General features: G+C 35.5%; 22 protein-coding genes. 12 read left to right on the top strand and 10 right to left on the bottom strand.

Going from position 1 to position 23,954, the window contains the following annotated elements:
* Positions 1 to 336 precede the first annotated feature (336 nt).
* A complete protein-coding gene (gene fliR / locus CQA62_RS06535) occupies positions 337 to 1,110 on the bottom strand; it encodes a flagellar biosynthetic protein FliR (protein ID WP_104724810.1) in 774 nt (257 codons plus the stop codon).
* A gap of 65 nt (positions 1,111 to 1,175) precedes the next feature.
* Between fliR and purB the strand changes: the two genes are divergently transcribed.
* A complete protein-coding gene (gene purB / locus CQA62_RS06530) occupies positions 1,176 to 2,507 on the top strand; it encodes an adenylosuccinate lyase (RefSeq protein ID WP_104724811.1) in 1,332 nt (443 codons plus the stop codon).
* Positions 2,504 to 3,637: a CCA tRNA nucleotidyltransferase gene (locus CQA62_RS06525; protein WP_104724812.1), complete on the top strand. Its 1,134-nt coding sequence runs from the start codon at positions 2,504 to 2,506 to the stop codon at positions 3,635 to 3,637. The genes purB and CQA62_RS06525 overlap by 4 nt, the downstream gene beginning before the upstream one ends.
* On the opposite strand, the gene ftsZ is transcribed toward CQA62_RS06525, so the two are convergent.
* From ftsZ to CQA62_RS06510, 3 genes are read right to left on the bottom strand one after another with little or no spacing between them, the layout of a single operon-like run.
* Positions 3,628 to 4,797, bottom strand: a complete 1,170-nt coding sequence (gene ftsZ / locus CQA62_RS06520; RefSeq protein ID WP_104724813.1) for a cell division protein FtsZ — start codon at positions 4,795 to 4,797, stop codon at positions 3,628 to 3,630. The two genes, CQA62_RS06525 and ftsZ, sit on opposite strands and share 10 nt — an antisense overlap.
* 10 nt (positions 4,798 to 4,807) lie before the next feature.
* Positions 4,808 to 6,151 (bottom strand): cell division protein FtsA, encoded by a 1,344-nt coding sequence (gene ftsA / locus CQA62_RS06515; protein WP_104724814.1) that lies wholly within the window; start codon positions 6,149 to 6,151, stop codon positions 4,808 to 4,810.
* Positions 6,152 to 6,169: 18 nt separating this feature from the next.
* Entirely contained in the window at positions 6,170 to 7,648 is a 1,479-nt protein-coding gene (locus tag CQA62_RS06510; RefSeq protein WP_104724815.1) for a peptidylprolyl isomerase, read from the bottom strand.
* Positions 7,649 to 7,765: 117 nt separating this feature from the next.
* Here CQA62_RS06510 and CQA62_RS06505 point away from each other — a divergent pair, with 117 nt between their 5' ends.
* The 5 genes from CQA62_RS06505 (at position 7,766) to CQA62_RS06485 (ending at position 15,081) form a co-directional block, all read left to right on the top strand.
* Positions 7,766 to 9,037 (top strand): adenosylmethionine--8-amino-7-oxononanoate transaminase, encoded by a 1,272-nt coding sequence (locus CQA62_RS06505; RefSeq protein WP_104724830.1) that lies wholly within the window; start codon positions 7,766 to 7,768, stop codon positions 9,035 to 9,037.
* A gap of 46 nt (positions 9,038 to 9,083) precedes the next feature.
* Complete coding sequence (gene hemH, locus CQA62_RS06500; RefSeq protein ID WP_232006863.1) at positions 9,084 to 10,031, top strand: ferrochelatase; 948 nt, start codon at positions 9,084 to 9,086, stop codon at positions 10,029 to 10,031.
* Positions 10,024 to 10,623 carry a SoxW family protein gene (locus CQA62_RS06495; RefSeq protein WP_104724817.1) on the top strand — a complete coding sequence of 200 codons (600 nt, stop codon included), beginning with the start codon at positions 10,024 to 10,026 and terminating at the stop codon, positions 10,621 to 10,623. The genes hemH and CQA62_RS06495 overlap by 8 nt, the downstream gene beginning before the upstream one ends.
* Positions 10,624 to 13,434: a cytochrome c biogenesis protein CcsA gene (locus tag CQA62_RS06490; RefSeq protein WP_104724818.1), complete on the top strand. Its 2,811-nt coding sequence runs from the start codon at positions 10,624 to 10,626 to the stop codon at positions 13,432 to 13,434.
* A gap of 174 nt (positions 13,435 to 13,608) precedes the next feature.
* The gene (locus CQA62_RS06485) at positions 13,609 to 15,081 is read left to right on the top strand and encodes a pentapeptide repeat-containing protein (protein ID WP_104724819.1); all 1,473 of its coding nucleotides are present in this window, start codon (positions 13,609 to 13,611) and stop codon (positions 15,079 to 15,081) included.
* Positions 15,082 to 15,083: 2 nt separating this feature from the next.
* Here CQA62_RS06485 and CQA62_RS06895 read toward each other — a convergent pair whose 3' ends face one another.
* The 6 genes from CQA62_RS06895 to argB all read right to left on the bottom strand — a co-directional run bounded on the left by CQA62_RS06895 (position 15,084) and on the right by argB (position 18,356).
* Positions 15,084 to 15,260: a hypothetical protein gene (locus CQA62_RS06895; protein WP_158653699.1), complete on the bottom strand. Its 177-nt coding sequence runs from the start codon at positions 15,258 to 15,260 to the stop codon at positions 15,084 to 15,086.
* Positions 15,261 to 15,270: 10 nt separating this feature from the next.
* Positions 15,271 to 16,086, bottom strand: a complete 816-nt coding sequence (locus tag CQA62_RS06480) for a TIGR00282 family metallophosphoesterase (RefSeq protein WP_104724820.1) — start codon at positions 16,084 to 16,086, stop codon at positions 15,271 to 15,273.
* A 38-nt stretch (positions 16,087 to 16,124) separates the two neighbouring features.
* The gene (gene rpsI / locus CQA62_RS06475; protein WP_104724821.1) at positions 16,125 to 16,514 is read right to left on the bottom strand and encodes a 30S ribosomal protein S9; all 390 of its coding nucleotides are present in this window, start codon (positions 16,512 to 16,514) and stop codon (positions 16,125 to 16,127) included.
* 11 nt (positions 16,515 to 16,525) lie between these two features.
* Positions 16,526 to 16,951, bottom strand: coding sequence for a 50S ribosomal protein L13 (rplM, locus tag CQA62_RS06470; protein WP_104724822.1), 426 nt, complete (start codon positions 16,949 to 16,951; stop codon positions 16,526 to 16,528).
* Between the two features lie 86 nt (positions 16,952 to 17,037).
* The gene (locus tag CQA62_RS06465; RefSeq protein WP_104724823.1) at positions 17,038 to 17,517 is read right to left on the bottom strand and encodes a hypothetical protein; all 480 of its coding nucleotides are present in this window, start codon (positions 17,515 to 17,517) and stop codon (positions 17,038 to 17,040) included.
* Complete coding sequence (argB, locus tag CQA62_RS06460; RefSeq protein WP_104724824.1) at positions 17,511 to 18,356, bottom strand: acetylglutamate kinase; 846 nt, start codon at positions 18,354 to 18,356, stop codon at positions 17,511 to 17,513. Before argB ends, CQA62_RS06465 begins: the two co-directional genes overlap by 7 nt.
* 59 nt (positions 18,357 to 18,415) lie before the next feature.
* Here argB and CQA62_RS06455 point away from each other — a divergent pair, with 59 nt between their 5' ends.
* The 5 genes from CQA62_RS06455 to CQA62_RS06435 all read left to right on the top strand — a co-directional run bounded on the left by CQA62_RS06455 (position 18,416) and on the right by CQA62_RS06435 (position 23,920).
* Positions 18,416 to 19,348: a D-2-hydroxyacid dehydrogenase gene (locus CQA62_RS06455; RefSeq protein ID WP_104724825.1), complete on the top strand. Its 933-nt coding sequence runs from the start codon at positions 18,416 to 18,418 to the stop codon at positions 19,346 to 19,348.
* A gap of 94 nt (positions 19,349 to 19,442) precedes the next feature.
* Positions 19,443 to 20,342 (top strand): hypothetical protein, encoded by a 900-nt coding sequence (locus CQA62_RS06450; RefSeq protein ID WP_104724826.1) that lies wholly within the window; start codon positions 19,443 to 19,445, stop codon positions 20,340 to 20,342.
* The gene (locus tag CQA62_RS06445) at positions 20,339 to 21,001 is read left to right on the top strand and encodes a hypothetical protein (RefSeq protein WP_104724827.1); all 663 of its coding nucleotides are present in this window, start codon (positions 20,339 to 20,341) and stop codon (positions 20,999 to 21,001) included. The genes CQA62_RS06450 and CQA62_RS06445 overlap by 4 nt, the downstream gene beginning before the upstream one ends.
* On the top strand, positions 20,998 to 22,536 hold the full coding sequence (mshL, locus tag CQA62_RS06440) for a pilus (MSHA type) biogenesis protein MshL (RefSeq protein WP_104724828.1): 1,539 nt from the start codon (positions 20,998 to 21,000) through the stop codon (positions 22,534 to 22,536). Before CQA62_RS06445 ends, mshL begins: the two co-directional genes overlap by 4 nt.
* 4 nt (positions 22,537 to 22,540) lie before the next feature.
* Positions 22,541 to 23,920: a GspE/PulE family protein gene (locus CQA62_RS06435; protein ID WP_104724829.1), complete on the top strand. Its 1,380-nt coding sequence runs from the start codon at positions 22,541 to 22,543 to the stop codon at positions 23,918 to 23,920.
* Positions 23,921 to 23,954 lie beyond the last annotated feature (34 nt).

The following is a 23,954-nucleotide window of genomic DNA, read 5'->3' as shown; positions in this document are numbered from 1 at the left end:
GCATTAGGATTTCCTGATAATCCAGACTTTTGGGAGAAAGGGTTAGGGATTTATATTATCAGTGGAATTTGTGGCACTTTCTCACTTTGGCTTTTATTTTTAAAGCATCATCAAAAGATTCTGTCTTAGGTTTTAGATTGGGTTTTTACTTTATTTTTTAAAGACATAACAAGTATTATTATTTTATCCCTTATTAGAAATTCTAGAGGAAAACTAAGGGGCAAGGCCCCTTAGACAAACACAAAGGATTATAAAAATAGGAGAAAAAGTTTGTCTTCAACAAAGACAGGCCGATTATACTTCAATAATGTAAAAAATATATTTACTTTTCTTATTTTATTTGCTCCAAAATATCACCTTTAAAAACTCAAATGCACTGATAAGAGTATTTTCAAAGTGGTAAATTACCGCAGAAATTACCACAGAAATCACAAGAAATCCAATTGCAATCTTTATAGGAAAACCAATTGCAAGGAGATTGAATTGTGGATTTGTTTTCATAATCATTCCAAAAATAATATCTGCAAGAAGCAAAATTGCAACGATGGGAAAAGCCATGGAAAATCCTATAACAATCATTGTTATAAATGCATTAACACAATACTCCACAATCTCATTACTGAGTGCAAAGGTCCCTAAGGGAAGATGTGTAAAACTCTCAGCCACAAGCAAAAACAACCCGTGGTGAAAATCTAAAGTAAGTACAAGCACTAATGCAAGCATTGCAATAGTTTGGGCAATAATAGGCTTTTGGGCTCCACTGACTGGATCATAAGCACTTGCCATTGTTAAACCCATTGAAAAACTCATCAAATCTCCCCCAAAAGTGATTGCAGAAAACACAAAATTAAGCACTAAGCCGCTAATAAAACCTAGCATAATCTCCATAACCCCAGAAATCACAAACTCCACTAGACTTAAATTATAATTCATACTTGGGAGTAAGGGAAAAAACAAAAAAGTACAAAAAAAAGTTAATGTCGCTCTCACACTTACAGGTACAAGCTGATTTTCAAAAAAAGGAAAAAATGCAAAAAGCCCACCAAATCTCAAAAGCAATAATAAAAAACCAGCAATATTATTTTGTGTTATATAAGCAATCCACTCCATCACTCTCATTCTCTAGATTTTTTAGATAGGATTGTAACTACAAAATTCAAAAAGTGAGGATAAAAATGGTCAATCGCTATGCAAGAGAAGAGATGAGTAAAAAATGGGATATGCAAGCTAAATATCAAGCATGGCTTGATGTTGAAAAAGCAATTGTTAAAGGCTGGAATAAACTTGGCCTCATCCCTGATGAAGATGCACAAAAAATCATCAAAAATGCAAAATTTGATATTGATGAGATTGATGAGATTGAAAAAGTCACAAAACATGATGTCATTGCATTTACCACTTCAGTAGCAAAATCTTTGGGGGAAGAAAGTCGATGGGTGCATTATGGCATAACAAGCAGTGATTGCATCGATACTGCAAATGCCCTACAAATGCGAGATTCTCTAAAACTCATCCTTGAAGACATTGACAGGCTTAAAGAAGTGATTAAAACAAAAGCCCTAGAGCATAAATACACTCTTATGGTGGGGCGAAGTCATGGAATTCATGGTGAACCCATTACTTTTGGTCTTGTGCTTGGGATTTGGTATGATGAAATCTCACGCCATCAAGAAGCACTACAAAACTCTCTAAAAACTATCAGTGTTGGACAAATAAGTGGAGCAATGGGAAATATGGCTCATTCTCCTATTGAACTTGAAGAAATTGTGTGCAAAGAACTAGGTCTTACCCCTGCTCCTATGAGCAATCAAGTGATTCAAAGAGACCGTTATGCAAGAGTGATTACAGATCTTGCACTCCTTGCAAGCAGTTGTGAAAAAATTGCCTTAGCCATTCGCCACTACCAAAGAACAGAAGTTTATGAAGCAGAAGAATATTTCTCTATGGGTCAAAAAGGAAGTTCAGCAATGCCCCATAAAAGAAATCCAGTATTGAGTGAAAATATCACAGGACTTTGCAGAATGATTCGTTCCTACTGTATTCCAGCGATGGAAAATATTGCTCTTTGGCATGAAAGGGACATCTCTCATAGTTCAGTTGAGCGCTTTATTCTACCTGATAGTTTTATCACTACAGATTTTATGCTCACTCGTTTGGCAAATTTACTTGAAAATCTTATTGTCTACCCTCAAAATATGCTTAAAAACCTTAATCTTACAGGTGGTTTAGTCTTCTCTCAGCGCATTCTCTTAGAGCTTCCTAAAAAAGGAGTGAGCAGGGAAGAGAGTTATAAAATCGTCCAACGCAATGCAATGAAAGTGTGGGAGGCTTTAAGCAGGGGAGAGAGTGCAGTAAATACAAAAGGGGAGAGCCTTTTTTTACAATACCTTCTTGAAGACAATGAACTTAGAGCTTTTGTAGATGAAAAGAGTATTACTGAATGTTTTAAGAGCGATTATTATCTTAAAAATGTTGATAATCTTTTTAAGCGAGTTTTTGGAGAATGAAAGAAATAATCCCCTCAGATGTATTGCAAATCCTTCAAACCTTGCAATCCTATAATTTTACCTCCTATCTTGTAGGGGGATGTGTAAGAGATTATTTATTAGGGTTTTCACCTAAAGATTGGGATATTTGTACACCTGCAAGTCCTGAGAAAATTTTAGAAATCTTCCCTGAAGGTCTAACTTTTGGAAAAAAATACGGAACAATTGGCATAAAAACCCCTATTGGAATTGTGCAAATTACAACATTTCGCACAGAATCCCACTATCAAGATTTCCGCCACCCACAAGTTAACTTTTGCACAAATCTTTTTGAGGATTTAAAACGCAGAGATTTTACAATCAATGCGATGGCTTATAACCCTCAAGAGGGGCTGATTGATTATTTTGAAGGTCAGAATGATTTAGCCAATCAAACTCTTAGATGTATTGGGGAGAGCAAGGAAAGATTTCAAGAAGATGCATTAAGACTTTTGCGTCTTATACGATTTAGCTCCAAATTTGACTTAAATCCTCACCCTGATACACTGCAAGGAGCACTAAACTCAATCCCTCTACTCTCTTATATTTCAAAAGAGAGAATTAGAGATGAACTTTTAGAAATTTTTCATACTTCTTTTTGGGGTAAATATTTTCAAACCTATCGCTTAATTTACTCCTATGTGCTGCCAGAGTTAAGTAAACCCTTTAAACATAAAATCCCAAATCTTTCCATCCTCTTTTCTTATATTTTTCAAAAGCAAGAAGATCTCAAAGCATTGCAAAGACTAAAAATTGATAAAATCACCTCTAAGCGCACTGCAATACTTTTTGCCCACAAATATACAAAGATTGAGCCTGACAAAATAAAAATTAAGTTTATGCTTAATAAAATGGGATATGACAATTTCTGTGCTCTCTTGGAGCTTCAAAAACTTATGGATAGAAACATTAAAGAAATCTATAAAATCTTACAAAATATTATGATTGCTGATGAATGTTTTTTGCTTAAAGATCTTAAGATCAATGGAAATGACTTAATTGCCTTAGGTTATAAGAAAGAAAAAATTGGGGAAATTTTAGAAAAGTTATTGCATCAAGTCATCAAGGGTGAAACCCCCAATGAGAAACAAGCACTACTGTCTTATTGCTGAGGCTTATTGCTATTTTTTCGTATGACTGCCGGATAGTCTAAATCAATTGTTTGGATATCTTGATACCCTCTTCCACTCTCAAAATGCCCACGAATATCAATTTCATTTTTCATTGAACGAATGGCTTCTTGCTTTTGCTTTTCCTCTCTAAAACTTTCTTTTTCTGCCTTGCTGATTGTTTCTTTTTCAAAACCTGTTGCAATAATTGTGACACGCACTTGCCCTGTAGACATATTTTCACAAGAAATTGTCCCAAATTTTACATCTGCATCTTCATGCACATAATCATGAATAAGATCCATTGCATCTTCTAGCTCACCAAAGGGATGATCTTCACTGAATTCAAAATTAAGCAAGATTCCCATTGCCCCTTCAATAGAGACATTATCAAGCAATGGAGAAGTTAGGGCTTTTTTAAGAGCTTCACTTGCTGCACCCTGTCCTTCAGCTTCACCAATTCCCATCAATGCCAAGCCTTTATGCCCCATTACAGTTCTCACATCTGCAAAATCTACATTCATATTATTTGGTCCATAATTAAGCATTACATTTGCAATTCCTGAAACTGCTCTAACTAAAACATCATCAACGATTTTAAAACTCTCTCTAATCCCTGCAGTTGGAGGAATCACTGACCTTAAACGATCATTTGGAACAACAATAATAGAATCACTTACCTCTCTAAGCTTTGCAAGACCACCCTCTGCAAGTTTAGCCTTTTTAGGCCCTTCACCTTTAAAAGGCTTAGTCACAATAGAAACTGTCAAAGCACCAATTTCTTTTGCAATTTCGGCAATGACTGGAGATGCACCTGTTCCTGTTCCACCCCCTAGACCTGTTGCAATAAACACAATATCAGAACCCTCAAGTACTTCTCTAATTTGGTCCCTACTCTCCTGTGCAGATGCTTCCCCAACCTCAGGACGCATTCCAGCACCCAAACCTTTTGTAAGCTCTTCACCAAGACGAATTTTATAAGGAGCTGGAGAGCCATCAAGATGTTGTTTATCTGTATTGGCTGCGACAATTTTAACATACTGATGAATACCCACAGAATCAGCAAGATTACTGATTGCATTTGATCCTCCTCCCCCTACACCAATTGCAGTAATTTTTGCTCCAAATACAGGACGAATTTCTTCTACAACAATCTTTTCCATACTTTTCTCCTTAAAATAAACTTCCAAATTTTTTCATTGTTTTTGCAAAAAAACTATCTTTTTCCTCAGGATCTTTCTTTAAGTCATCTTCAAAGACACCAGAGAAATCACTCTTTGGAGTCTCTTTTGGCTCTATTAATTCTTCTCCATTTTGAAAGAGTCTACTTCTTTTGACTTTTAGCTGTCTTCTCTCTGGGATAAATTCATAATTTGTAAATCCACCACTCCCATATAAAATAAGTCCAATAGCTGTAGAATAGCAAGGATCTTTAAGTTCATCTGGCATTCCTTCAATCTCTTTAGGTAAGGCAATACGAGTGAGACGCTCTCTAAAGAATGCCTCAATAAACTCTTCAATTCCCTCAATTTTCATCAAGCCTCCTGTAAAAACAATTCCTGCTCCAATTTGCGTACGTAACTCATTATTTTCAATCATACGATGCAAAAAGTCAAATGTTTCTGCAAGACGATAATAAATAACCTCTGAGAGGTCTCCAAAAGTGATAATTTGAGGTTTATCCACTCCACCAACAACTGGAATTTGAAGTGTGGTTTTATCTTCATGATTTTTAAGATTAATTAATCCTCCATATCGCACCTTAAGCTCTTCAGCAACATTAAGTGGAGTATTAAAGACTACTGCAATATCACTTGTAACATTATTTGATCCCACCTTAAGGACCTCATCATAACACATAGATCTTCCAATATACATCATCACATCACAAGTGCTTCCGCCAATATCAATACATGCTACACCAAGCTCTTTTTCATCTTCCGTGAGAACTGCAATTGAAGAGGCATAAGAAGAAAGCACAATATTTTCAATCTCAATTCCTGCATACTTGACAACTTTTTTAAGATTTTCAAGTGCAGTTTTTTGTAATGTAACAATATGTACATTTGTTTTTAGTCTCTCACCACTCATCCCATTAGGATCATCACAATCTTGATCATCAACAATAAATTGATAGGGCAATACATGAATAACCTCATATTCTGCAGGAATTGTGGCATTGTGGAGAGCAGCTTGGATTGTACGCCTAATTTCATTAATCCCAATCTCACCACTTGTAACAGTGACTACCCCTGAGCTGTTACGACTTTTTGCATAAACTCCTGAAACTGATACAATGGCCTTATTAATTTCTACTCCTGCCATTTGCTTGGCATCTTCAACAGCTGATTTAAGAGAGTGTGCTGCTTGTTCAATATAGCTTATAAATCCTTTTCGTATCCCTTGAGACTTGGCAAATCCACATCCAATAATTTTTGGAATCCCATCTACAACTTCTGCAATCAAACAAGTGATATTAACAGAACCAATATCAACAGCCATAATTATTTGTTTCAAATCCCTCTCCTATCAAAACTATTTCAGTGAAATATTTCTTATTATTTTATACTTATTTTCAAGATATTTAAAAAACTCTTTTTGGAACATTTGCTCTTTATAAAGCTCTAAAATTCTTTTTGCATCACCTTTAAAATTCTCGGGAAGTTGCCTTGTTAAACTTTGAGAATCAATCTCGTAGACAATAATTTTTTCCATTAAGGGAATATATCCTTTCTTTTGCAAAGAAGAAAGGATCTTATTGCTTACAAGACTTTTTTCCTCATCACTGAGTGAAGTGATTTTATCCTGGGAAGTCAAACTGATCTTTACTGCTTGTGTACCTTTAAAATCACTCTGAAGAAGTTCTTTTGCCTTGTTAAGTGCAAGAGAAGCTTTCTCTTGACTGATAAGCATCTCTCTTGCCTCTTCAATTGCATCTTCAAAACTCTTTGGACTTTGTGGCTTTTTCTCAATAAGTTTAAAAACAATATAACCTTGGGGGGTTTTAATGGGCTTATAAGTTTCACCAATATTTGCTCCCTCGATAGCTTCTTGAAGTTCTATACCTAGTTTTTTCTCATCTTCTAAGATGATTTCTTCTTTGCCATAGATTTTCTCACTCCCCTTAAGTGCAATATATTCTTGAAGAGCTTTTTCTTCTGCAAGTTCACTGCGTTTTTGCTCTAGCACTTCTTTTTTCACACTCTCAAAGCTTTTGAAATTATTATTCTCATCAAGGTATTTACTTTTTGTCTCTTCATATAAGTCTTTAAGTTCCTGTTCTGTGGGATTTTGGCTCTTATCTTCTACCAATACATAATCAATCTTAAATTCTGCAGGATAAAGAAATTGATTTTGATGCGCCTCCCAAAACTTCTTCACCTCTTCTTGAGTAGGTTTGGGATGAAATTGTGAGAAAGAGAGGACTTGGATTTTTGCAGTATCCATAATTTCAAAAGGGAATAAAAACACTGCTTTTTCTAATTCACTAGCCTGAGACTTTGGCAAAATTTCTAATGCTTTTTTAATCAATAGATCTTGCTTAATACTTGCTTCAAACTCAGCAGGAATAAGATTATTATTCTTTAAAACTTCTTGATAAAGCTTTAAGTTAAACTTTGATTGACCTAACAAATCTTTTTCTTGAAAAACTTCAATTTTTGCAATCTCACTAGAAACTTCTTGAGGACTGACATAAAGCCCCAAATCTTGTGCAAAATTTTGAATCAATGCCCTTTGAATCACTTGAGAGAGAGCAAGTTCATCAAGCCCCATTTCTTTAGCTTTTTGCAAATCAAGATCGCCTCCAGAATTGTATTGATTAAAGAGTTGACGAAATTGTGCGTCATATTGTCGCTGTGTTACTTTAATATCCCCTACTCGTGCAACAACACCTTGATCAAGATTAAAATTATATGAACCCCACCCCACCATTCCAGCAGCAATAAAAGCAATTGTACTAATCCAGATTGTAACGATTAGCCATTTTTTGTGTTTTTGCATCCAATCAATCATTATCTTGCTAACCCCTTTGTTAAAGAAAAATTTTTGAGGAAAAATGTCTTAAAATTGCGAAATTATAACAATGAAATCTTTTTAATCACTTTAAAAAATCAAAAATTGGAGTTTTTTATGAATTCTGCCTTTCTCTCCCCCCTATGGCATCCTTGCACACAGCACAAAGACCACGAATTTATCCCCCCTATTCCCATTTCTTACGCAAAGGGTGTTTATCTTTATGACAATCAAGAGAGAGCATATATTGATTGTATTAGCAGTTGGTGGGTTAATCTTTTTGGACATGCTCACCCCTACATCAACTCTAAGCTCTATGAGCAAGCCCAAAAATTAGAACATACACTTTTAGCAGGTTTCTCTCATGAGGGTATTATGCGCTATTCTCAAAGATTATTAGCCACAACCCATTTTCATTTTGAAAAATGTTTTTATGCGGATAATGGCTCAAGTGCAATTGAGGTTGCACTTAAAATGAGTTTTCATAAAAATTTAATTTTAGGAGAAAAACGAAACAAATTCCTCACTCTTGCAAACTCCTATCATGGTGAAACTCTAGGTGCTCTGAGTGTGGGGGATGTAGGATTGTATCGTGATACTTACTCCCCCTTGCTTTTTGAAGTCATTGCCCTCAATACCCCCTATGATTTAAACTCAATTCCTCAAGCCCTCCAAGAGCTTAAAGAAATTTTGCAAAAAGAGGGGAAATCTATCAGTGGTTTTATTCTAGAGCCTTTTGTCCAATGTGCTGGAGGAATGAAAATCTATCCTAAAGAGTTTTTAGAGCAAGCTTGCATAATGTGCAAAGACTATGGGATTGATATCATCTTTGATGAAATTGCCGTGGGATTTGGGAGATTGGGAAGTCTTTTTGCCTATGAGCAAACCTCAATTATTCCTGACTTTCTGTGCCTAAGCAAAGGAATCACAGCTGGTTATCTTCCCCTCTCTGTTGTGCTGACACACAATAGAGTTTTTGAAGTTTTTTATGATGATTATGAGAGCAAAAAAGCTTTTTTGCATTCTCATAGTTACACAGGAAATGCTTTAGCTATTGCCTGTGCTAATGCCACACTTGATCTTTTTGAAAAAGAGCAAACACTCTTAAGCAATCAAAATAAACGCCAAATCATCCTCAAACATCTCCATACACTTCAAAATTTTCCCTGTGTGCAGAATATTCGCTCTATGGGGATGATTTTTGCCTTTGATTTATGCAATCTCCCTTACACAAGAGCAGGGATTGAGTTTTATCAAAGAGGACTTAAAGAAGGATTACTTTTGCGTCCATTGGGTAATACAATTTATTTTATGCCTCCTTATGTGATAAGTACTGAAGAAATTCAAAGAGTTTTTGAGGGAATTAAGAAAATTTTAACAACTTTGTAACTTTATTCTTATAAAATCATCACTTTTGAGAAAAACATAAGGATATATCATTAAAAAAGCGGTTATTTTACTTAATATGGGAGGACCATCAAATCTCTTTGAGGTAGAAACTTTCCTCAAAAATATGTTTAATGATCCTCATATTTTGCAAGTTAAAAGTACTTTTATGCGTAAAATTATTGGCATGATTATTGTGAATAAAAGAATAGATGAAGCAAAAAAAAACTATCAAGCTATTGGAGGAAAATCCCCCATTACAGCCACTACTTTTACACTCACACAAAAACTCAATACACTTGATCCCGACACTTACTATACTTATGCAATGCGCTATACACCACCCTATGCGGATATGGTTGTCATGGATTTGATCCATAGAGGGATTGAGCAAGTTGTGCTTTTTAGTATGTATCCTCAATACTCTACAACAACAATCCAATCTTCTCTTGAGGATTTTAAAGATGCATGTAAAAAACACCATTACCAGCCCACAATCTCTATCATTCAATCCTATCCTACACACCCTGAATATATTTCCTTAATTGCTTCACAAATTCATAAAAGTATGCAAGAGAAAAATCCCCAAAACTATTCCCTCATCCTTTCAGCACATGGGCTTCCTCAAAGCGTTATTGATCGTGGTGATCCTTATGAGAAGCATTGTAAAGAAAGTCAAAAAGCCCTAGAAGCAAAACTTCTTGAAAAAGGAATAAGATTCAAAGAGATTTTACTCTCTTATCAATCCAAACTTGGGCCTATGAAATGGCTAGAGCCTTCAACAAAACAAATCATTAAAGACAAAAAAAATATTGTGATTTACCCAATTGCCTTTAGTATTGACAATTCAGAAACTCTTTTTGAACTTGATATTGAACTTAAGGCACTTGCACAAAAATCAGGTGTTCAAGATTTTATTAGAATCCCTTGCCTTAATGATAGTGAGGGATTTGCACAAATGATTATCAATCTTACACAAGGAGAAAAAAATGCCTAAACTCATTCTTAGCTTTTTCTTTACAATCATGGTTTTACTCACAGGATGTAAGGATGGCAAAATTGATGAAAATGCATTCTCAACCCAATCCAATATTTCCCAAGAAGAATTACAAAAAGCCCAGAATCTAGATAAAGCAAGTTATGCTGGACTTGAACATCTTTTCTTAGATACCTCAAAAATTTCTTCTGATGGAAAATATGTCATTTTGATTTTTGGAAAAAATAATTGCCAATGGTGTGATCGTCTCAAAGATGAATTAAAGACAAATAAGACTACGCAAGAGATATTGCTCAAGAATTTCAATAGTTACTATATTAATCTTAGCTATACAAAAGAACACACACTTGATTTTAAAGGTAAACAAACTATTGTAGATAGCGCAACACTTGCAAGCCAATACGGCATTCGCCCTACTCCAACAATTGTATTTTTAGATAAAAATGGGCAACCCATTGTGATTTATCCTGGCTACCTCCCTCAAGATAAATTTCAAATTTTCTTAAATTTCATCGCAAGTGCAGAATACCTTAAGGCAAAAGATCAAATCCAAATGCATCAAATGCTTCAAGAAAAACTTCAAGGAGAATAAATGTGTAGCAATTCATTAAACAGCACTCAAGAGCTTGACCAAAATAAAGGCATTGTAAATTTCTTAAAACTTGCTTTTGCCTCAATTTGGGTTGCAATTCCACTTACAGCTTTTTATGCAATTGCTTGTGGTGTAGCAACTTTTATTGAAAATGACTATGGCACCCCCACTGCCAAAGCACTTGTATATGGAACAAATTGGTTTGCTTTCCTGCATGGATATTTATTGGTTGTACTCATTGGATGCTTTATCACTTCTAAGGCTTGGCAGAGAAAAAAATATACCAGTCTCATTTTTCACTCTGCACTTATTTTTATTATTTTAGGTGCTGGAATCACTCGCTACTTTGGCTTTGAAGGAGTAATGCATATTAGAGAGGGAGAGAAGACAAACCTTATTTCCAGCTCTGAAACCTATATCAACATTAAAATGACCAATAATCAAGGTCAGAGTCAAACTCAATCCATTCCCGCAAATCTCATTACTGGAGAAACTCTTGAGAGTGAACTTGAATTTTTTGGCAAACCTCTCTTGCTTAATGTCAAAGAAATCAATAAACTCTCTTCTGATAAAAAAGACCCCACTTCAAGAATGATCTTGGATTTAAATTACAATGGACTCCCCACAAAAATTGAGCTTATTGGTGGAGTGGGAATTGAGGGAAAACCCATTGTGATTGAGGGTGGAGGAGTAAGCATAACGATTTCTTGGGGTGTAAAAAAACTTGCACTTCCTTTCTCACTGCATCTAGTCGATTTTCAGCTTGATCGCTATCCAGGCTCAATGAGTCCCTCTTCTTATGCCTCAGAAGTTGAGATCATTGATGATCAAGCCAAAATCTTAAGCAAACCTTTTAGAATCTTTATGAATAATGTTTTGGATTATGGGGGCTATCGCTTTTTCCAAAGCTCTTATGATCGCGATGAACAAGGAACAATCCTTTCTGTCAATAATGACCCTGGCAAAAATGTCACTTACTTTGGCTATGGGCTACTCATCTTAGGAGCAATTTTACTTCTTCTTGATAAAAAAGGAAGATTTAGAAAGTTAGGAGCATTTTTACAAGAACAAAAAATCTTCTCTTTTTTCCTCTTTACTCTTGCAGTATTGAGCTTACAAACCCCTTCTTATGCACAAGAAGATCGTCTTGAAGTGCATTCCTTGCAAGAAAATCTTGAAAAATTCCGATCAAGGAGTGCGGAGTTTTCAAAAGAATTTGAAAAAGTTTTGGTGCAAGATTTTGGAGGACGGATTAAACCTATTAATGCTCTTGCAACTGATTTTGTCCATAAAATCACTAAAAAAGATGGGTTCTTAGGAATGAATAACACTCAAGTCCTCCTAGGAATGATTATGCAACCTCAAGAGTGGCAACTTGTCAAAATGATTAAAATCTCAAACCCTGCTCTTAAAAAGATTCTTGGCCTCTCTCCTGATACAGGCTACATCGCCTTTAAAGATGTTTTCACTAATGGCACTTATATTTTGCAAAACTATGTTGAAGATGCCAACAACAAAAAACCCTCAATGAGAGGAACATTTGATAAAGATGTTCTTGCCGTGGATGAGAGAGTTAATCTTGCCTATCTTGTCTATACAGGAGAAATATTTAAATCCTTCCCTACTGCTACTGATTCAAATCGTTGGGCTCAACCCCTTGAAGCAATCCAAAATGCAATCCAAAGTAATCATCAAGCCCAAGCTCAAGAAATTGCATCAATCATTCAAAACCTCTATAAAGGGATTAATCAAGGAATTTCCATTAATCAATGGCAAGAAGCAAGCAATGCCCTTGTTGAACTGAGAGCCTATCAAAACAAATACAGCCCTACTCTCATCATTAGCGACTCAAAAATTGATTCTGAGATTTTGCTTAATAAAATCAATTTATTCCGCTATCTCATTGCTCCTTTTATTCTTGTAGGTTTGATACTCTTTATCATTACCTTAGTTTATATTCTTAGAAATCAAAAAATGCCTTCAAAAATTAATCTTATCTTTTGGATTATTCTTGTTGTGCTTACAGCATTACAGAGCATTGCACTTGCTTTGAGATGGTATATTAGTGGACATGCCCCTTGGAGTAATGCCTATGAATCAATGCTCTACATCGCTTGGGCTTCAGCAATGAGTGCTATTATATTTTTTAAGAAAAGCAATCTTGCTATCTCTTCAGCCTCATTCCTTGCAGGGATTTCTCTCTTTGTGGCAAATCTTGGATTTATGGATCCACAAGTAGGCAATCTAGTGCCTGTGCTTAAATCTTACTGGCTTAACATCCATGTTTCCATCATCACGGCAAGTTATGGATTTTTGGGATTATGTTTTATTCTTGGTGTGATCACACTGCTGATGTTTATCTTTAGAGGGGATGGGAAGAAAAATATTGATAATACAATCCTTTCTCTGAATGCTATTAATGAAATGGCAATGATTATCGGACTACTCATGCTTACTGTTGGGAACTTCTTGGGTGGCGTGTGGGCAAATGAATCTTGGGGAAGATATTGGGGTTGGGATCCTAAAGAGACTTGGGCGCTTATCTCAATCTGTGTGTATGCCATCATCTTGCACATTAGATTTTTAGGGGTTAAAAATCTTCCTTATGTCTTTGCAGTTTCAAGTGTTGTAGGCTTCTTCTCAATCTTGATGACTTATTTTGGGGTCAATTACTATCTCTCAGGAATGCACTCTTATGCAGCTGGGGATCCATTACCTATCCCAATATTTGTCTATTTCCTTGTAGGAGGAGTGATCGCTCTAATTGCAATCTCTTTTTACAAACGCCAACTCTCTTTCCCCAAGATTTAGGGGGAGGGGGTAAGACTCTATTTTTACCCACCTATTGGGTTTCTTATAAAATCCCTTAGCAACTTGATTTATCCAAAGGCTCTTTATGTTAGATATTTGCTCAACTTTATAATTTTTCTTAAAAAAATACAAAATATAATTTAAGAAAAACTACGAAAGTAAAATTTATCAATAATGCAAGAAGACGATTTTTTTATCCAAGCTCAAAAATACTTTGATGATATCGATGAAGTAATCAATGCAATTTGTTTTGCTCTATTCCCTTTCAATCCCACTATAAAATCTATTGGAATGGTTCAACAAATTATTTACCCTCGCTCTTATCCCTCCAATGCAAAAGTAAAACACCTTGACTACAAAATTACCCCTATACGCCATCTTGACTTAGGCATTATGGAGCTTTGGAAAATACGCCAATACAAACTTCATTTCCATCATGCACCATCACTACGCCTTATGAATTCTTTTACTTTCATGGGAGATGAGATCGGTGATGATGAAATAGATGAATATATGAATGAGATAAAAAATACAGGAGAGATGAACTTCAATTGGTGTCATTTCAAAGAAATCAATATTCATCAATGCAGATTTAAAAAACTTGTATTCAAAAATTGCACTTTTGAAAAAGATATTATTTTTAACTCTTGCATCTTTGAAGAAATTATCTTTGAAAACTGTATATTCAAAAATTTTGTATCCATTACAGATTCCCACTTCAAGGGAGTTACCAAAATCTATGCAAAATTTGAAGGACAAACAAGCTTTTCGGGATGCACTTTTGGAGAAAAAGATAATCATCAATCAACAGTCTTTTTTAATCAAAGTATTTTTAAACAAGTGACATTTTTCACAAATACAAGATTTTATGGTGAAACTGTCTCATTCTACAAGGTGGTTTTTGAAAAAATCCCCAACTTCACTCAAGCAGTCTTTCAAACAAATCTCAATCTAGTCAATTCTTCTTTAAATTTTGATTATAAAACGACCTATCAAGTCATCAAAGATAAGGGCAAACCCATTCTATTCAATCAAGCAATACAAAATGCCAACGACTTCCGTGATAGTTTTAGGCTTTTTAAAAACACTCTCTCCAAAGAAGGCAATCTCCTTGATGCCTCAAACTATCATCGAGTTGAGCTCTATTGCAAAGAAATTGAATTACATTCTAAACTCAAAGAATCTTGGAATTGGAGAGATTGGATAGACAAGTGGCAGTTATGCCTTTATCGCCACACTTCAGACCACCACACTGACTTACTTAAAATCATCTCTTGGGTAATGATTGTTATTGGATATTTTGGACTTGGATTTTTTATAATAAGATATTTTCAAGACTCATCTATTCTTTTGCACCTAAACCCCTATGGAATCACACTAAGTTTTGGAGGAGTCATCAGTCTTGGGACACTCTTGATTATGGGATACATTCAAAGGATCTTTTTCTTTGCGGGAATTGGGCTTATCTCTACCTTATGGATTGCCTGCTATAAACCCACTCTTATTTTTGGAGCGATGAATTTGATTGATAAATCCTCTCGTTCAGGGTTAGAAAACCTCCTTACAGTCCTTTATACCCTTGCAATGATTCTCTTGCTTTTCTCACTTCAAAAAACCGCTAGAAAAAATTCCATCATCCCAAGCTAAAACTATTTCTGAACCTCTTGGATTGTCTTAGTCTCTTCTTTTTGCTCCCTATCAATCTGTGCAACTTGATATTGATTGACCCAATACATAATCACGCAAATAATGATGATGAGTAAAAAATCAATCTTGCGCAGCTTAAACCCTTTGCAAAAAAAGCAAGGCTTCTTTTCCTTTCTCATTCTCCCCTCCTTAGAGTTTTGTCGCTTCAAGAGTTTGAAGCCAACCAATGGTTTGTACATAGCGAAGCTTTTTTGCCCACTGCACTCGCCCCTCACTCATCTCAAGCACGATCATCTGAAAAATTACCTTTTGGCTTTCACTCACGCTTAATCTTGCTTTATTAACTCCACTTAGTCCCCGCTCAATAGGTGCTTCACTCTCCATTCCTATTACACTATCAAATCCCCCACACATTCCCACATCGCTCACATAAAAACTCTGCTGATCAATCATCAAATCATCTGTGCCAATATGTGTATGAGTCCCAAACAATGCCCCAATCTTGCCTTTAAGCATTTCAAACACCGCCCTCTTCTCACTGGTTGCCTCAGCGTGAAAGTCAATGATAATATTTTTTATCCCCTTCTCTTGTAAAGTCTCCACACTCTCTCTTGCACAGAGGAAGACATTATCACATTGTGGCATTCCAAAATGCCCCATAAGATTAAGCACAGCCACGCTCTCTCCACATATCTGCGTGATATACATTCCACTGCCCTCAAGCTCTTTAGAACAATTATGAGGACGTAAAACTTGACTTTCTTCTTTCAAATACGCCCTAATCTCGGGCTTATCAAAACTATGATTCCCTCCCGTAATGACATCGATGCCATAAGAGTGCAATGCATTGCAATGCTCAATACTTAAGCCAAAGCCATGAGAGGCGTTTTCACCATTTGCAACAATAAAATCAAGCTGATATTGGGTTTTGATTTGAGGTAGAAGCTGTGCAATCAGCATTCTTGCTGATCTTCCAACGATATCGCCAATTAATCCAATTTTCATTATTAGTGCATATCCCCCAAAGAAAGGGGAAAGAGAGATTATCTCTTAGAGAATTGTGGGCTTCTTCTTGCTTTTCTTTTTCCGTATTTTTTACGCTCAACCACTCTTGAATCTCTTGTTAAAAGTCCCTTGGGTTTTAAAATCGCACGGAAAGCAATATCATAGCTATTGAGAGCTTTAGAAATACCATGTCTCAGTGCCTCAGCTTGAGCAGAGTATCCACCGCCAAGTGTTACAGCAACGATATCTACTGATTTTTCTTGCTTTGTGAGTACTAGAGGTTGCATCACTTTCATTTTGATCGCCTCATGTCCTCCAAGCCAACTATCAAGGCTCTCACCATTGATGCTAAGTTTTCCACTTCCACTTGTGAGCCAAACTTTAGCGACTGCTGTTTTTCTTTTTCCTGTTGCATAAACTTTTGCCATTCTCTACTCCCTTACTTCGCTTTTGAAATTTGTGCTGTATGAGGATGCTCACTTCCTCTATAAACTTTGAGCTTCTTAAGCATTGCTCTTCCAAGCTTGTTTTTTGGAAGCATTCCACGAACTGCTAGGTGATAGAGTTTCTCAGGACTTTTCTCTAGCATTTCCTCAAGAGTTTTACTCTTTGTGCTGCCAAAATAACCTGAATGTGTAAAATATTCCTTATCCTTTAGCTTAAGCCCAGAGAACTTCACTTCTGTTGCATTAATGATAACAACATAATCCCCACAATCAATATGAGGTGTAAAGCAAGGTTTATGCTTCCCTCTTAAATAAGTCGCGACCTCTGTAATCAAACGACCAAATACTTTGTCTTTAGCATCTAAAACGATCCATTTTGGCTCGATTTGTGCCTGAGTTGCAATTTTTGTAATTTCCATTCTTGCCTTCCTGTCGCAAAATTAAAAGAGTTATTGTATCCTCATTATACTTAATTTTTACTTAAATTAAGAAAAGAATAAGGAGTTTATTCTAAAGGATTTTGATCAGTAAATAATCGTCTTTCTTGATACATTAAAAGTCTTGCACTCTCTTCGGGGAGTTTAAAAGCTTCATCATAATTTTTTCGCACAATTTGACTCATTCTCTCCACCTCAATAGGAATATCTTCATAAATATCTAAAACAAGAGAAAATAGTTGAATATGTTGGGTAAGCAGATCATAGAGTTTTTGGCGATTTTGTTCAAAAAGCTCACTATCATTAAAATAACGTCTCGCATTATGCATTACACGACGGAAAACTTGAAAAGCTAGACGTCTTGATTTAATATGACGATTAAGAATTTTTCTTGTATTTTGAATGCATTTCTCTAAATTCTTCTCTCCTGCAATACAAATGCATACAGGAAGCAAAAATATCATTTTATCTATCTTGATTCCTAGTGAGCGAGTTTGCCATTTGACAAAAAGATATTGGATGAAACCTAGCCTATATTGCTCTAGCATACAATCTCACTTCCCACACCATCATTTGTAAAAAGTTCTAAGAGCAAACTATGCTCAACCCTGCCATCAATGATATGCACTTTTTTCACCCCTGAATTCAAACAATCTACACATGCTTCAATTTTAGGAATCATCCCCCCACTAATCACTCCATTTTGGATAAGCAAGGATACTTCTGAGATTTTAATGCTCTCTAATAATTCTCCCTGAGCACCCAGAACCCCAAGTGTATCTGTTAAGAAAATAACTTTGTCTGCTTTTAATGCTTTGGCAATTTCACATGCCGCTTCATCAGCATTAACATTATAGCTTCTACCCTCAGCATCTCCTGAAATTGGAGAAATCACGGGAATAACTCCCTCTTGCAAAAGTGAATGCAATATGCTTGGATCACAAGAAATAATTTCTCCTGTAAATCCATATTTTCCATTATCCTTTACTCTTGCATTCAAAAGTGAAGCATCCTTTCCACTAATCCCCACAGCCCTCACACCATTAAGAGAAAGAAAATAAGCAAGCTCTTTATTAATTTCTCCACTTAACACCATTTCCACAACTTCTATACACTCTTGTGTTGTGATTCTGCATCCATTGACAAACTCACTCTTTACTCCCATACTCTCTAATACACTTGTAATTCTTTTTCCACCACCATGCACAATGATAGGTTGAATCCCAAGCATATACATCATCACAATATCTTTTGCAAACTGCTCTCTGAGTTTAGGATCAATTTGTGCAGATCCACCATATTTAATCACAATTTTTGAACCGCGGAAAATCTTAATAAATGGAAGTGCTTCTAGGAGAATTTGTGCTCTTTGGAAATTATTATTCATTTTTTGGAATTGCCTTTTTATATAATGAGTGCTCAATTATAAGATAAAAAGGAGTAAAAATGAAAATTGTTATCTTAGATTCACTCACTTTAGGCGAAGTTAATTTAAAACAGTTTGAGGATTTTGGGGATTTGAGTATTTATCCTTGCACAACAAAAGAAGAAATTTTGCCCAGATGCGAAGATGCACAAATCATTATTACTTGCAAAGTGCCTTTTGATGCACAAACTCTCTCCTACCTCCCAAAGCTTAAACTCATTGCCCTCACTTCCACAGGCACAAATATTATTGATCTTATTAAAGCTAAAGAATTGGGGATTGAAGTAAGAAATGTAGCAGGATATAGCACTTTTGCCGTTGCTCAACATACTTTGATGTTTGTTTTAGCACTCTTAGCAAAACTCCCCTTTTATGATGAATATTGCAAAAGCTCCCAGTGGTGCAGTTCTCCAGTTTTTACACATATTGTTGAAGGTTGTGAGGAAATTGCAGATAAAGAGTGGGGAATCATTGGATTTGGAAATATTGGAAAACAGACTGCAAAACTCGCTCAAGCTCTAGGCGCAAAAGTAAGCTACACCTCCACAAGTGGAAAAAATCAAGATCACTCCTTCCCACAAAAGTCCCTTAATAATCTTTTGAGTACAAGTGATATTATCACCATTCATGCCCCACTCAATCCTCAAACTCATCACCTCCTCTCTGCCTCAAATCTCTCACTCCTTAAAAATGAGGCAATCCTAGTTAATGTAGGGAGAGGGGGAATTATTGATGAAGATGCACTCACTCAAAGAATGCTAGAGAGCGAAATTGCTTTTGGGAGCGATGTATTAGAATGTGAACCACTTCAAGCCAATCACCCCCTTCTTCATCCCTCTTTACGTTCAAGACTTCTACTCACCCCTCACACTGCTTGGGCTTACAGACAAACAAGAGAGAGATTAATTAAAAGCGTTTATACCAATATTCAAAACTTTTTAGAGGGAAATTAAACCCCTCTTCTAAGCTTATTTTTAGCTGAAAAAATATAAAACTTACGATAATATAAAGAGATTGTAAATATCTTTTCTATATTAAGGAGGGAGTTTGAGTCAGCATTTCATTTTCTATCACCAAGATGATCTTTCACTTATTCCCTCATCTCAACCTGCACCTATTGTTCTTATTCCATCAAGCCTTTGTCTTCAAACACATTGTCCACTTCAAAGCAATCCTTTAGAGCTTGGATACAGCTCAAAGCTTTTAGATTTAAACTCAACCTATCTTTGTTTTAATTTCCCTCTAGCAAATAGCATAGAATGTTTTTATTTTCCCACTTCTTCTCTTCCCCATGCCTCTTTTGCAATGCTTGATCTTGTTCTACCTCCATTATTGGGTATAGAGTATGCACTTTTTGCCTATGAATCCTCAATGCTATTTTGTTATTATCAGAACAATAAACTCACCTATTCTAAACCCATTCATAACAAAAATGATCTTACCCACTGCCTTGCTTTAATTCAAAAACTCTATGCAATCCAAACTCCTAAAATTACACTTTTTGACTACGGCTTCTCTCACCCCTATACCTATGACAAAAAATTTATTCTAAACACTCAAACACTTAACCTCTCTTCCCAACCCTCTTTTATCATTCTTGAGCAAAAAGCACCCATGTTTCACTCATTATTGAAATTTATTCTTCTTACCCTTCTAGGAATCTTCATCCCCTCAGGATTGTTAATCCATTTTGCTCCTACTCCTGCTCCAACTTCCATTATCCCTCATAGCAAAAACCTTAATATCTCTTATCCACTCTACTCTTTACTTGCCCTTCTTGGACCCCAACTCTCCAAAGAAAAATTTCTTAAATATCAATACACACAGCATGAAGGATTGATTTTGTTTTTTTCTCAACCCTTTTCACCAAAACTTTTACAACTTTTGCACTCCAAGGGTTATAAAACTAATATTCTTGATCTGCAAACTCTAAGGATTCTGCTATGAAAGACAAGATTCAAAACTATTTATCCCGACTTACTCCTAGAGAGATTTTACTTGCAAAAATTTGTTTTGTTTCTCTATGTATTCTTATTGTATGGAAATTGGGAGTAGATGACGCAATCAAAAGATATTTTTACCCTACACAATCCCAAGAAACTCCTAGCGTGATCCCCTATTTAAGTTATTTTAATGCTCAAGAGCTTATCAGCAAATACTCTACACTCATTAGTTTTTCGCAAAGCGATGTGGGCTTGACTCACTATACACTTAAAACTCAAGGTAAGATTGAAAATGAGAATTTCTTTTCACTTTTAAATGTGCTTAAAACTTATCCTACTCTCAAAATTGACACCTTTTCATTAGATGAAGAGGGAGATTTTTCCCTCACTCTTTATGGTGAAAATTCACAAACCTATGCACTCCCCTCAGCTATTCTCACTTACTCCACCCTTATTACCTCTCCTTGGAAAGAGGAACAAACTTCTCCCTCACCTCTTATTCTTGAAGCCTTGCTTAATGAGAAAGTCAAAATCAATAGTCAATGGCTTGAGGTTGGGAATAAAATTTCAGGATATACACTTCAAAAAATTAATAAAGATAGCGTAATCTTAAAAAATCAAACCCACACACTTACACTTTATTTAAGAGAGAAGATCTTTTGATAAGGTTTTTATTTTTAATCCTTCCATTCTTTGCTTTTGCTCTTCCTTGCAAAGAATATTTTAGTTTTCAAAGCAATGGCTTAATTAACTCCCGTGAGATTTTAGAAGAAATTGCAAAATCTTGCCAATTTAGCTTAATTTATACAGATAACCTCTCTTATGAAATTCTCTCAAATACTCAACCCAATCTTCATATCAATAATCTTTCTGCAAAAAAATTCCTTGAAATTCTTTTAGATCATAGAGGATTACACTATACATCCAAAGATTTTGTGCTTAAAATCTCTTTTCTCTCCACGCAAACCTATGATCTTAATTATGTCTCTACTGCAAGAATGAGTTCAAATAATACTGATGTCACACTTACACAATCTCCAAATTTTAACCCCTCAGCTCATCTCTTAGGAAATGAAAATCTTCCCTTAGGAGGTGGGAGTGGGAAAAGTGGAAGCAAGATCTATTCAAGAGATGAGGTTAATTTTTGGGGGGAAATTGAAAAAGAGATTAGCTCAATTGCATACCGCTCTGAAGATCTCTTTTTTGAGAAAATCCCACAAAACATTACAATTAATAAAAATGCGGGGTTAATTACAATCACTGCAAGCAATGCACAACACGCAAGAATTAGACGTTATTTAGAGAAACTTCATCAAAAAATGCATGCTCAAGTCCTCATTGATGTGCATATTTTTACAATCAGACATTTTAATTCTCAAACTGCTGGAATCAATTGGAATGAGCTTTATAATCTAAACAATCTCACAATTCCATCAATAGGAAATACAGGAGCAAGCTTTTTGCAATTAGGTAAAAATGGAATGAATGTAGAACTTAACATTTTTTCTCAAGGGGTAACACTCTCACGTATTGTAGAATTTTTACAAACCTATGGAAAAACACAATCCCTCTCCAATCCAAAAATCCTTACACTCAATAATCAACCTGCTTTAATCTCTGTGGGCAGTGTTTTACGCTATATACAAAACTCCGTATATCAAAGTAGCTCTCAAGGCAATAGCATCCAAAACTCAACTGAGAATTATCCAAGTATTTTTGCAGGCGTTTTGCTCGATGTTACACCCTCAATCCAAGGAGAAGAAATTATTCTAAAAATCAATCCCTCCATCACTCGCACAAAAAATACAGAGGTCGAAAATGAACCCAATGCTCTAAAAACACCACCAAATCTTTCTACAAACCAACTCTCTTCTATGGTTAAAGTTAAAAGTGGTGAGAAAATTATTTTAGGGGGACTGATTTCAAATATTTCTTCTAAAAAAGAATTTAAAATTCCTCTATTAGGAGACATTCCTATTCTTGAATATTTATTTAAGTACAAGTGGAATTCAAATAGTAAAGAAGAAATGGTCATTATCATCTCTCCTAAAATTATCCATTCTCCAACATCCCTTAACCAAAACACTTACACAGAGATTGGAAAGTTTAATAGTGATTTTAAATCTCTTTTAAAACAGATCAAAGAAGAAGAATTGTTGCGACTTTATACGCCTAGTAATCAATGGAAAGAGAAGTAAGATAATGGTTTATTACCCACTTTTACCTCTTGAGATTTGCAAAAAGCTTAAAACCTTTCCTTGCTCTCTTACGCCTCCACAAATTGCTACTATTGAGCAATTCAATATTCCTTTTATTCTAGACTTTCTTCCCCAAGAATTTAGAAATGCAGACATTAAACTTATTACTCAAGAAAAGTTAGACCAAATTCTCAAATCTCAAGAAAGATTAGAAAATATTGAAGAAATTTGCCAATGTATTGCACAAGATGAAGATCTCGCAATCCAAAAATTACTCTATTATTTTCTTTCCCAAGCTATAGAGTTAAATGCAAGTGATATTCATTTTCAAACACTCCAAGAATATGTAGATGTTAAAGTAAGAATTGATGGAGATTTGAGAGAGTTTTCTGTATTACCCTTAGAATACTTTTCTCTTTTAAGTTCTTTTATCAAGCTTGAGTGTCTCCTTGACATTCATGAAATCAGAAAACCTCAAGATGGAAAGTTTTCAACAAATTTTGAGGGAAGGGACTTTGACTTTAGGGTTAGCACTATCCCAACGATCAAAGGGGAATCTTTGGTCATTAGAATCCTTTATAAAGACACGAAAGAAAAAACCCTTCAAGAACTGGGCTTCTCTCATCAAATTCAACAAATCCTTCATGCTCCCTATGGACTAATCTTGGTCACTGGTCCAACAGGAAGCGGTAAAAGCACCACACTCTACTCTATGCTTCATGCTCTCAAAGACTCTTCTAAAAAGATTATTACAATTGAAGATCCTGTGGAATACGATGTTAAAGAACTTACACAAATTGCAATCAATGAAAAATATGGCTTTGGATTCCAAGAGGCTCTTAGAAGCATCTTACGTCAAGACCCCGATATGATTATGGTTGGTGAAACAAGAGACGAAGAAACTCTCTCACTTCTTATTCGTGCCTCATTAACTGGGCACTTGGTTTTCTCCACACTTCATACAAATGATGCTCTAAGCACTATTCAAAGACTTTCAGATATGAGAGCAAAACCCTATTTAATTGCTTCACTTCTACATCTAATTATCTCCCAAAGGCTTTTACCTAAACTTTGTCCCCATTGCAAAACCTCACTAAGAGTTTCAAATCTTCCTGATAAATATAAAGATTGCACTTTTTACACCTCAAAAGGCTGCAATAAATGTAATCACAAAGGCTACTCTGGAAGAATTCTCATTTATGAAAGTTTAATCATTGATGAGAAGCTCAGAGAGCTTATTCACAATCATGCACCCCGAGAAAAATTCACTTCTTATCTTAAAGAAAAACAATTTCAAACTCTTTTTGATCATGCTTTGCAAAAATCCCTTAATGGAGAGCTTTGCATTAAAGAGGCCCTCCACTTCTATGAAGATACACTATGATTTTACTCTCAACCCTCTGCTCTCCTAAAAGTAT

Origin of the sequence: Helicobacter cholecystus (assembly GCF_003364215.1) — a bacterium.
Lineage (GTDB): Bacteria > Campylobacterota > Campylobacteria > Campylobacterales > Helicobacteraceae > Helicobacter_G > Helicobacter_G cholecystus.
The sequence above is the reverse complement of the archived record's forward strand: the minus strand, read 5'-3'. Positions and strand labels throughout refer to the sequence as shown.

Coding starts and splice junctions, on each gene's coding strand:
- CQA62_RS06895 (WP_158653699.1), bottom strand. CDS start 15,260: ATGAGAAAGGAAAAGAAGCCTTGCTTTTTTTGCAAAGGGTTTAAGCTG.
- argB (WP_104724824.1), bottom strand. CDS start 18,356: ATGAATAATAATTTCCAAAGAGCACAAATTCTCCTAGAAGCACTTCCA.
- CQA62_RS06485 (WP_104724819.1), top strand. CDS start 13,609: ATGCAAGAAGACGATTTTTTTATCCAAGCTCAAAAATACTTTGATGAT.
- CQA62_RS06465 (WP_104724823.1), bottom strand. CDS start 17,517: ATGCTAGAGCAATATAGGCTAGGTTTCATCCAATATCTTTTTGTCAAA.
- rpsI (WP_104724821.1), bottom strand. CDS start 16,514: ATGGCAAAAGTTTATGCAACAGGAAAAAGAAAAACAGCAGTCGCTAAA.
- CQA62_RS06435 (WP_104724829.1), top strand. CDS start 22,541: ATGGTTTATTACCCACTTTTACCTCTTGAGATTTGCAAAAAGCTTAAA.
- CQA62_RS06525 (WP_104724812.1), top strand. CDS start 2,504: ATGAAAGAAATAATCCCCTCAGATGTATTGCAAATCCTTCAAACCTTG.
- CQA62_RS06455 (WP_104724825.1), top strand. CDS start 18,416: ATGAAAATTGTTATCTTAGATTCACTCACTTTAGGCGAAGTTAATTTA.
- CQA62_RS06495 (WP_104724817.1), top strand. CDS start 10,024: ATGCCTAAACTCATTCTTAGCTTTTTCTTTACAATCATGGTTTTACTC.
- CQA62_RS06445 (WP_104724827.1), top strand. CDS start 20,339: ATGAAAGACAAGATTCAAAACTATTTATCCCGACTTACTCCTAGAGAG.
- CQA62_RS06490 (WP_104724818.1), top strand. CDS start 10,624: ATGTGTAGCAATTCATTAAACAGCACTCAAGAGCTTGACCAAAATAAA.
- rplM (WP_104724822.1), bottom strand. CDS start 16,951: ATGGAAATTACAAAAATTGCAACTCAGGCACAAATCGAGCCAAAATGG.
- CQA62_RS06505 (WP_104724830.1), top strand. CDS start 7,766: ATGAATTCTGCCTTTCTCTCCCCCCTATGGCATCCTTGCACACAGCAC.
- CQA62_RS06510 (WP_104724815.1), bottom strand. CDS start 7,648: ATGATTGATTGGATGCAAAAACACAAAAAATGGCTAATCGTTACAATC.
- CQA62_RS06480 (WP_104724820.1), bottom strand. CDS start 16,086: ATGAAAATTGGATTAATTGGCGATATCGTTGGAAGATCAGCAAGAATG.
- purB (WP_104724811.1), top strand. CDS start 1,176: ATGGTCAATCGCTATGCAAGAGAAGAGATGAGTAAAAAATGGGATATG.
- fliR (WP_104724810.1), bottom strand. CDS start 1,110: ATGGAGTGGATTGCTTATATAACACAAAATAATATTGCTGGTTTTTTA.
- ftsZ (WP_104724813.1), bottom strand. CDS start 4,797: ATGGAAAAGATTGTTGTAGAAGAAATTCGTCCTGTATTTGGAGCAAAA.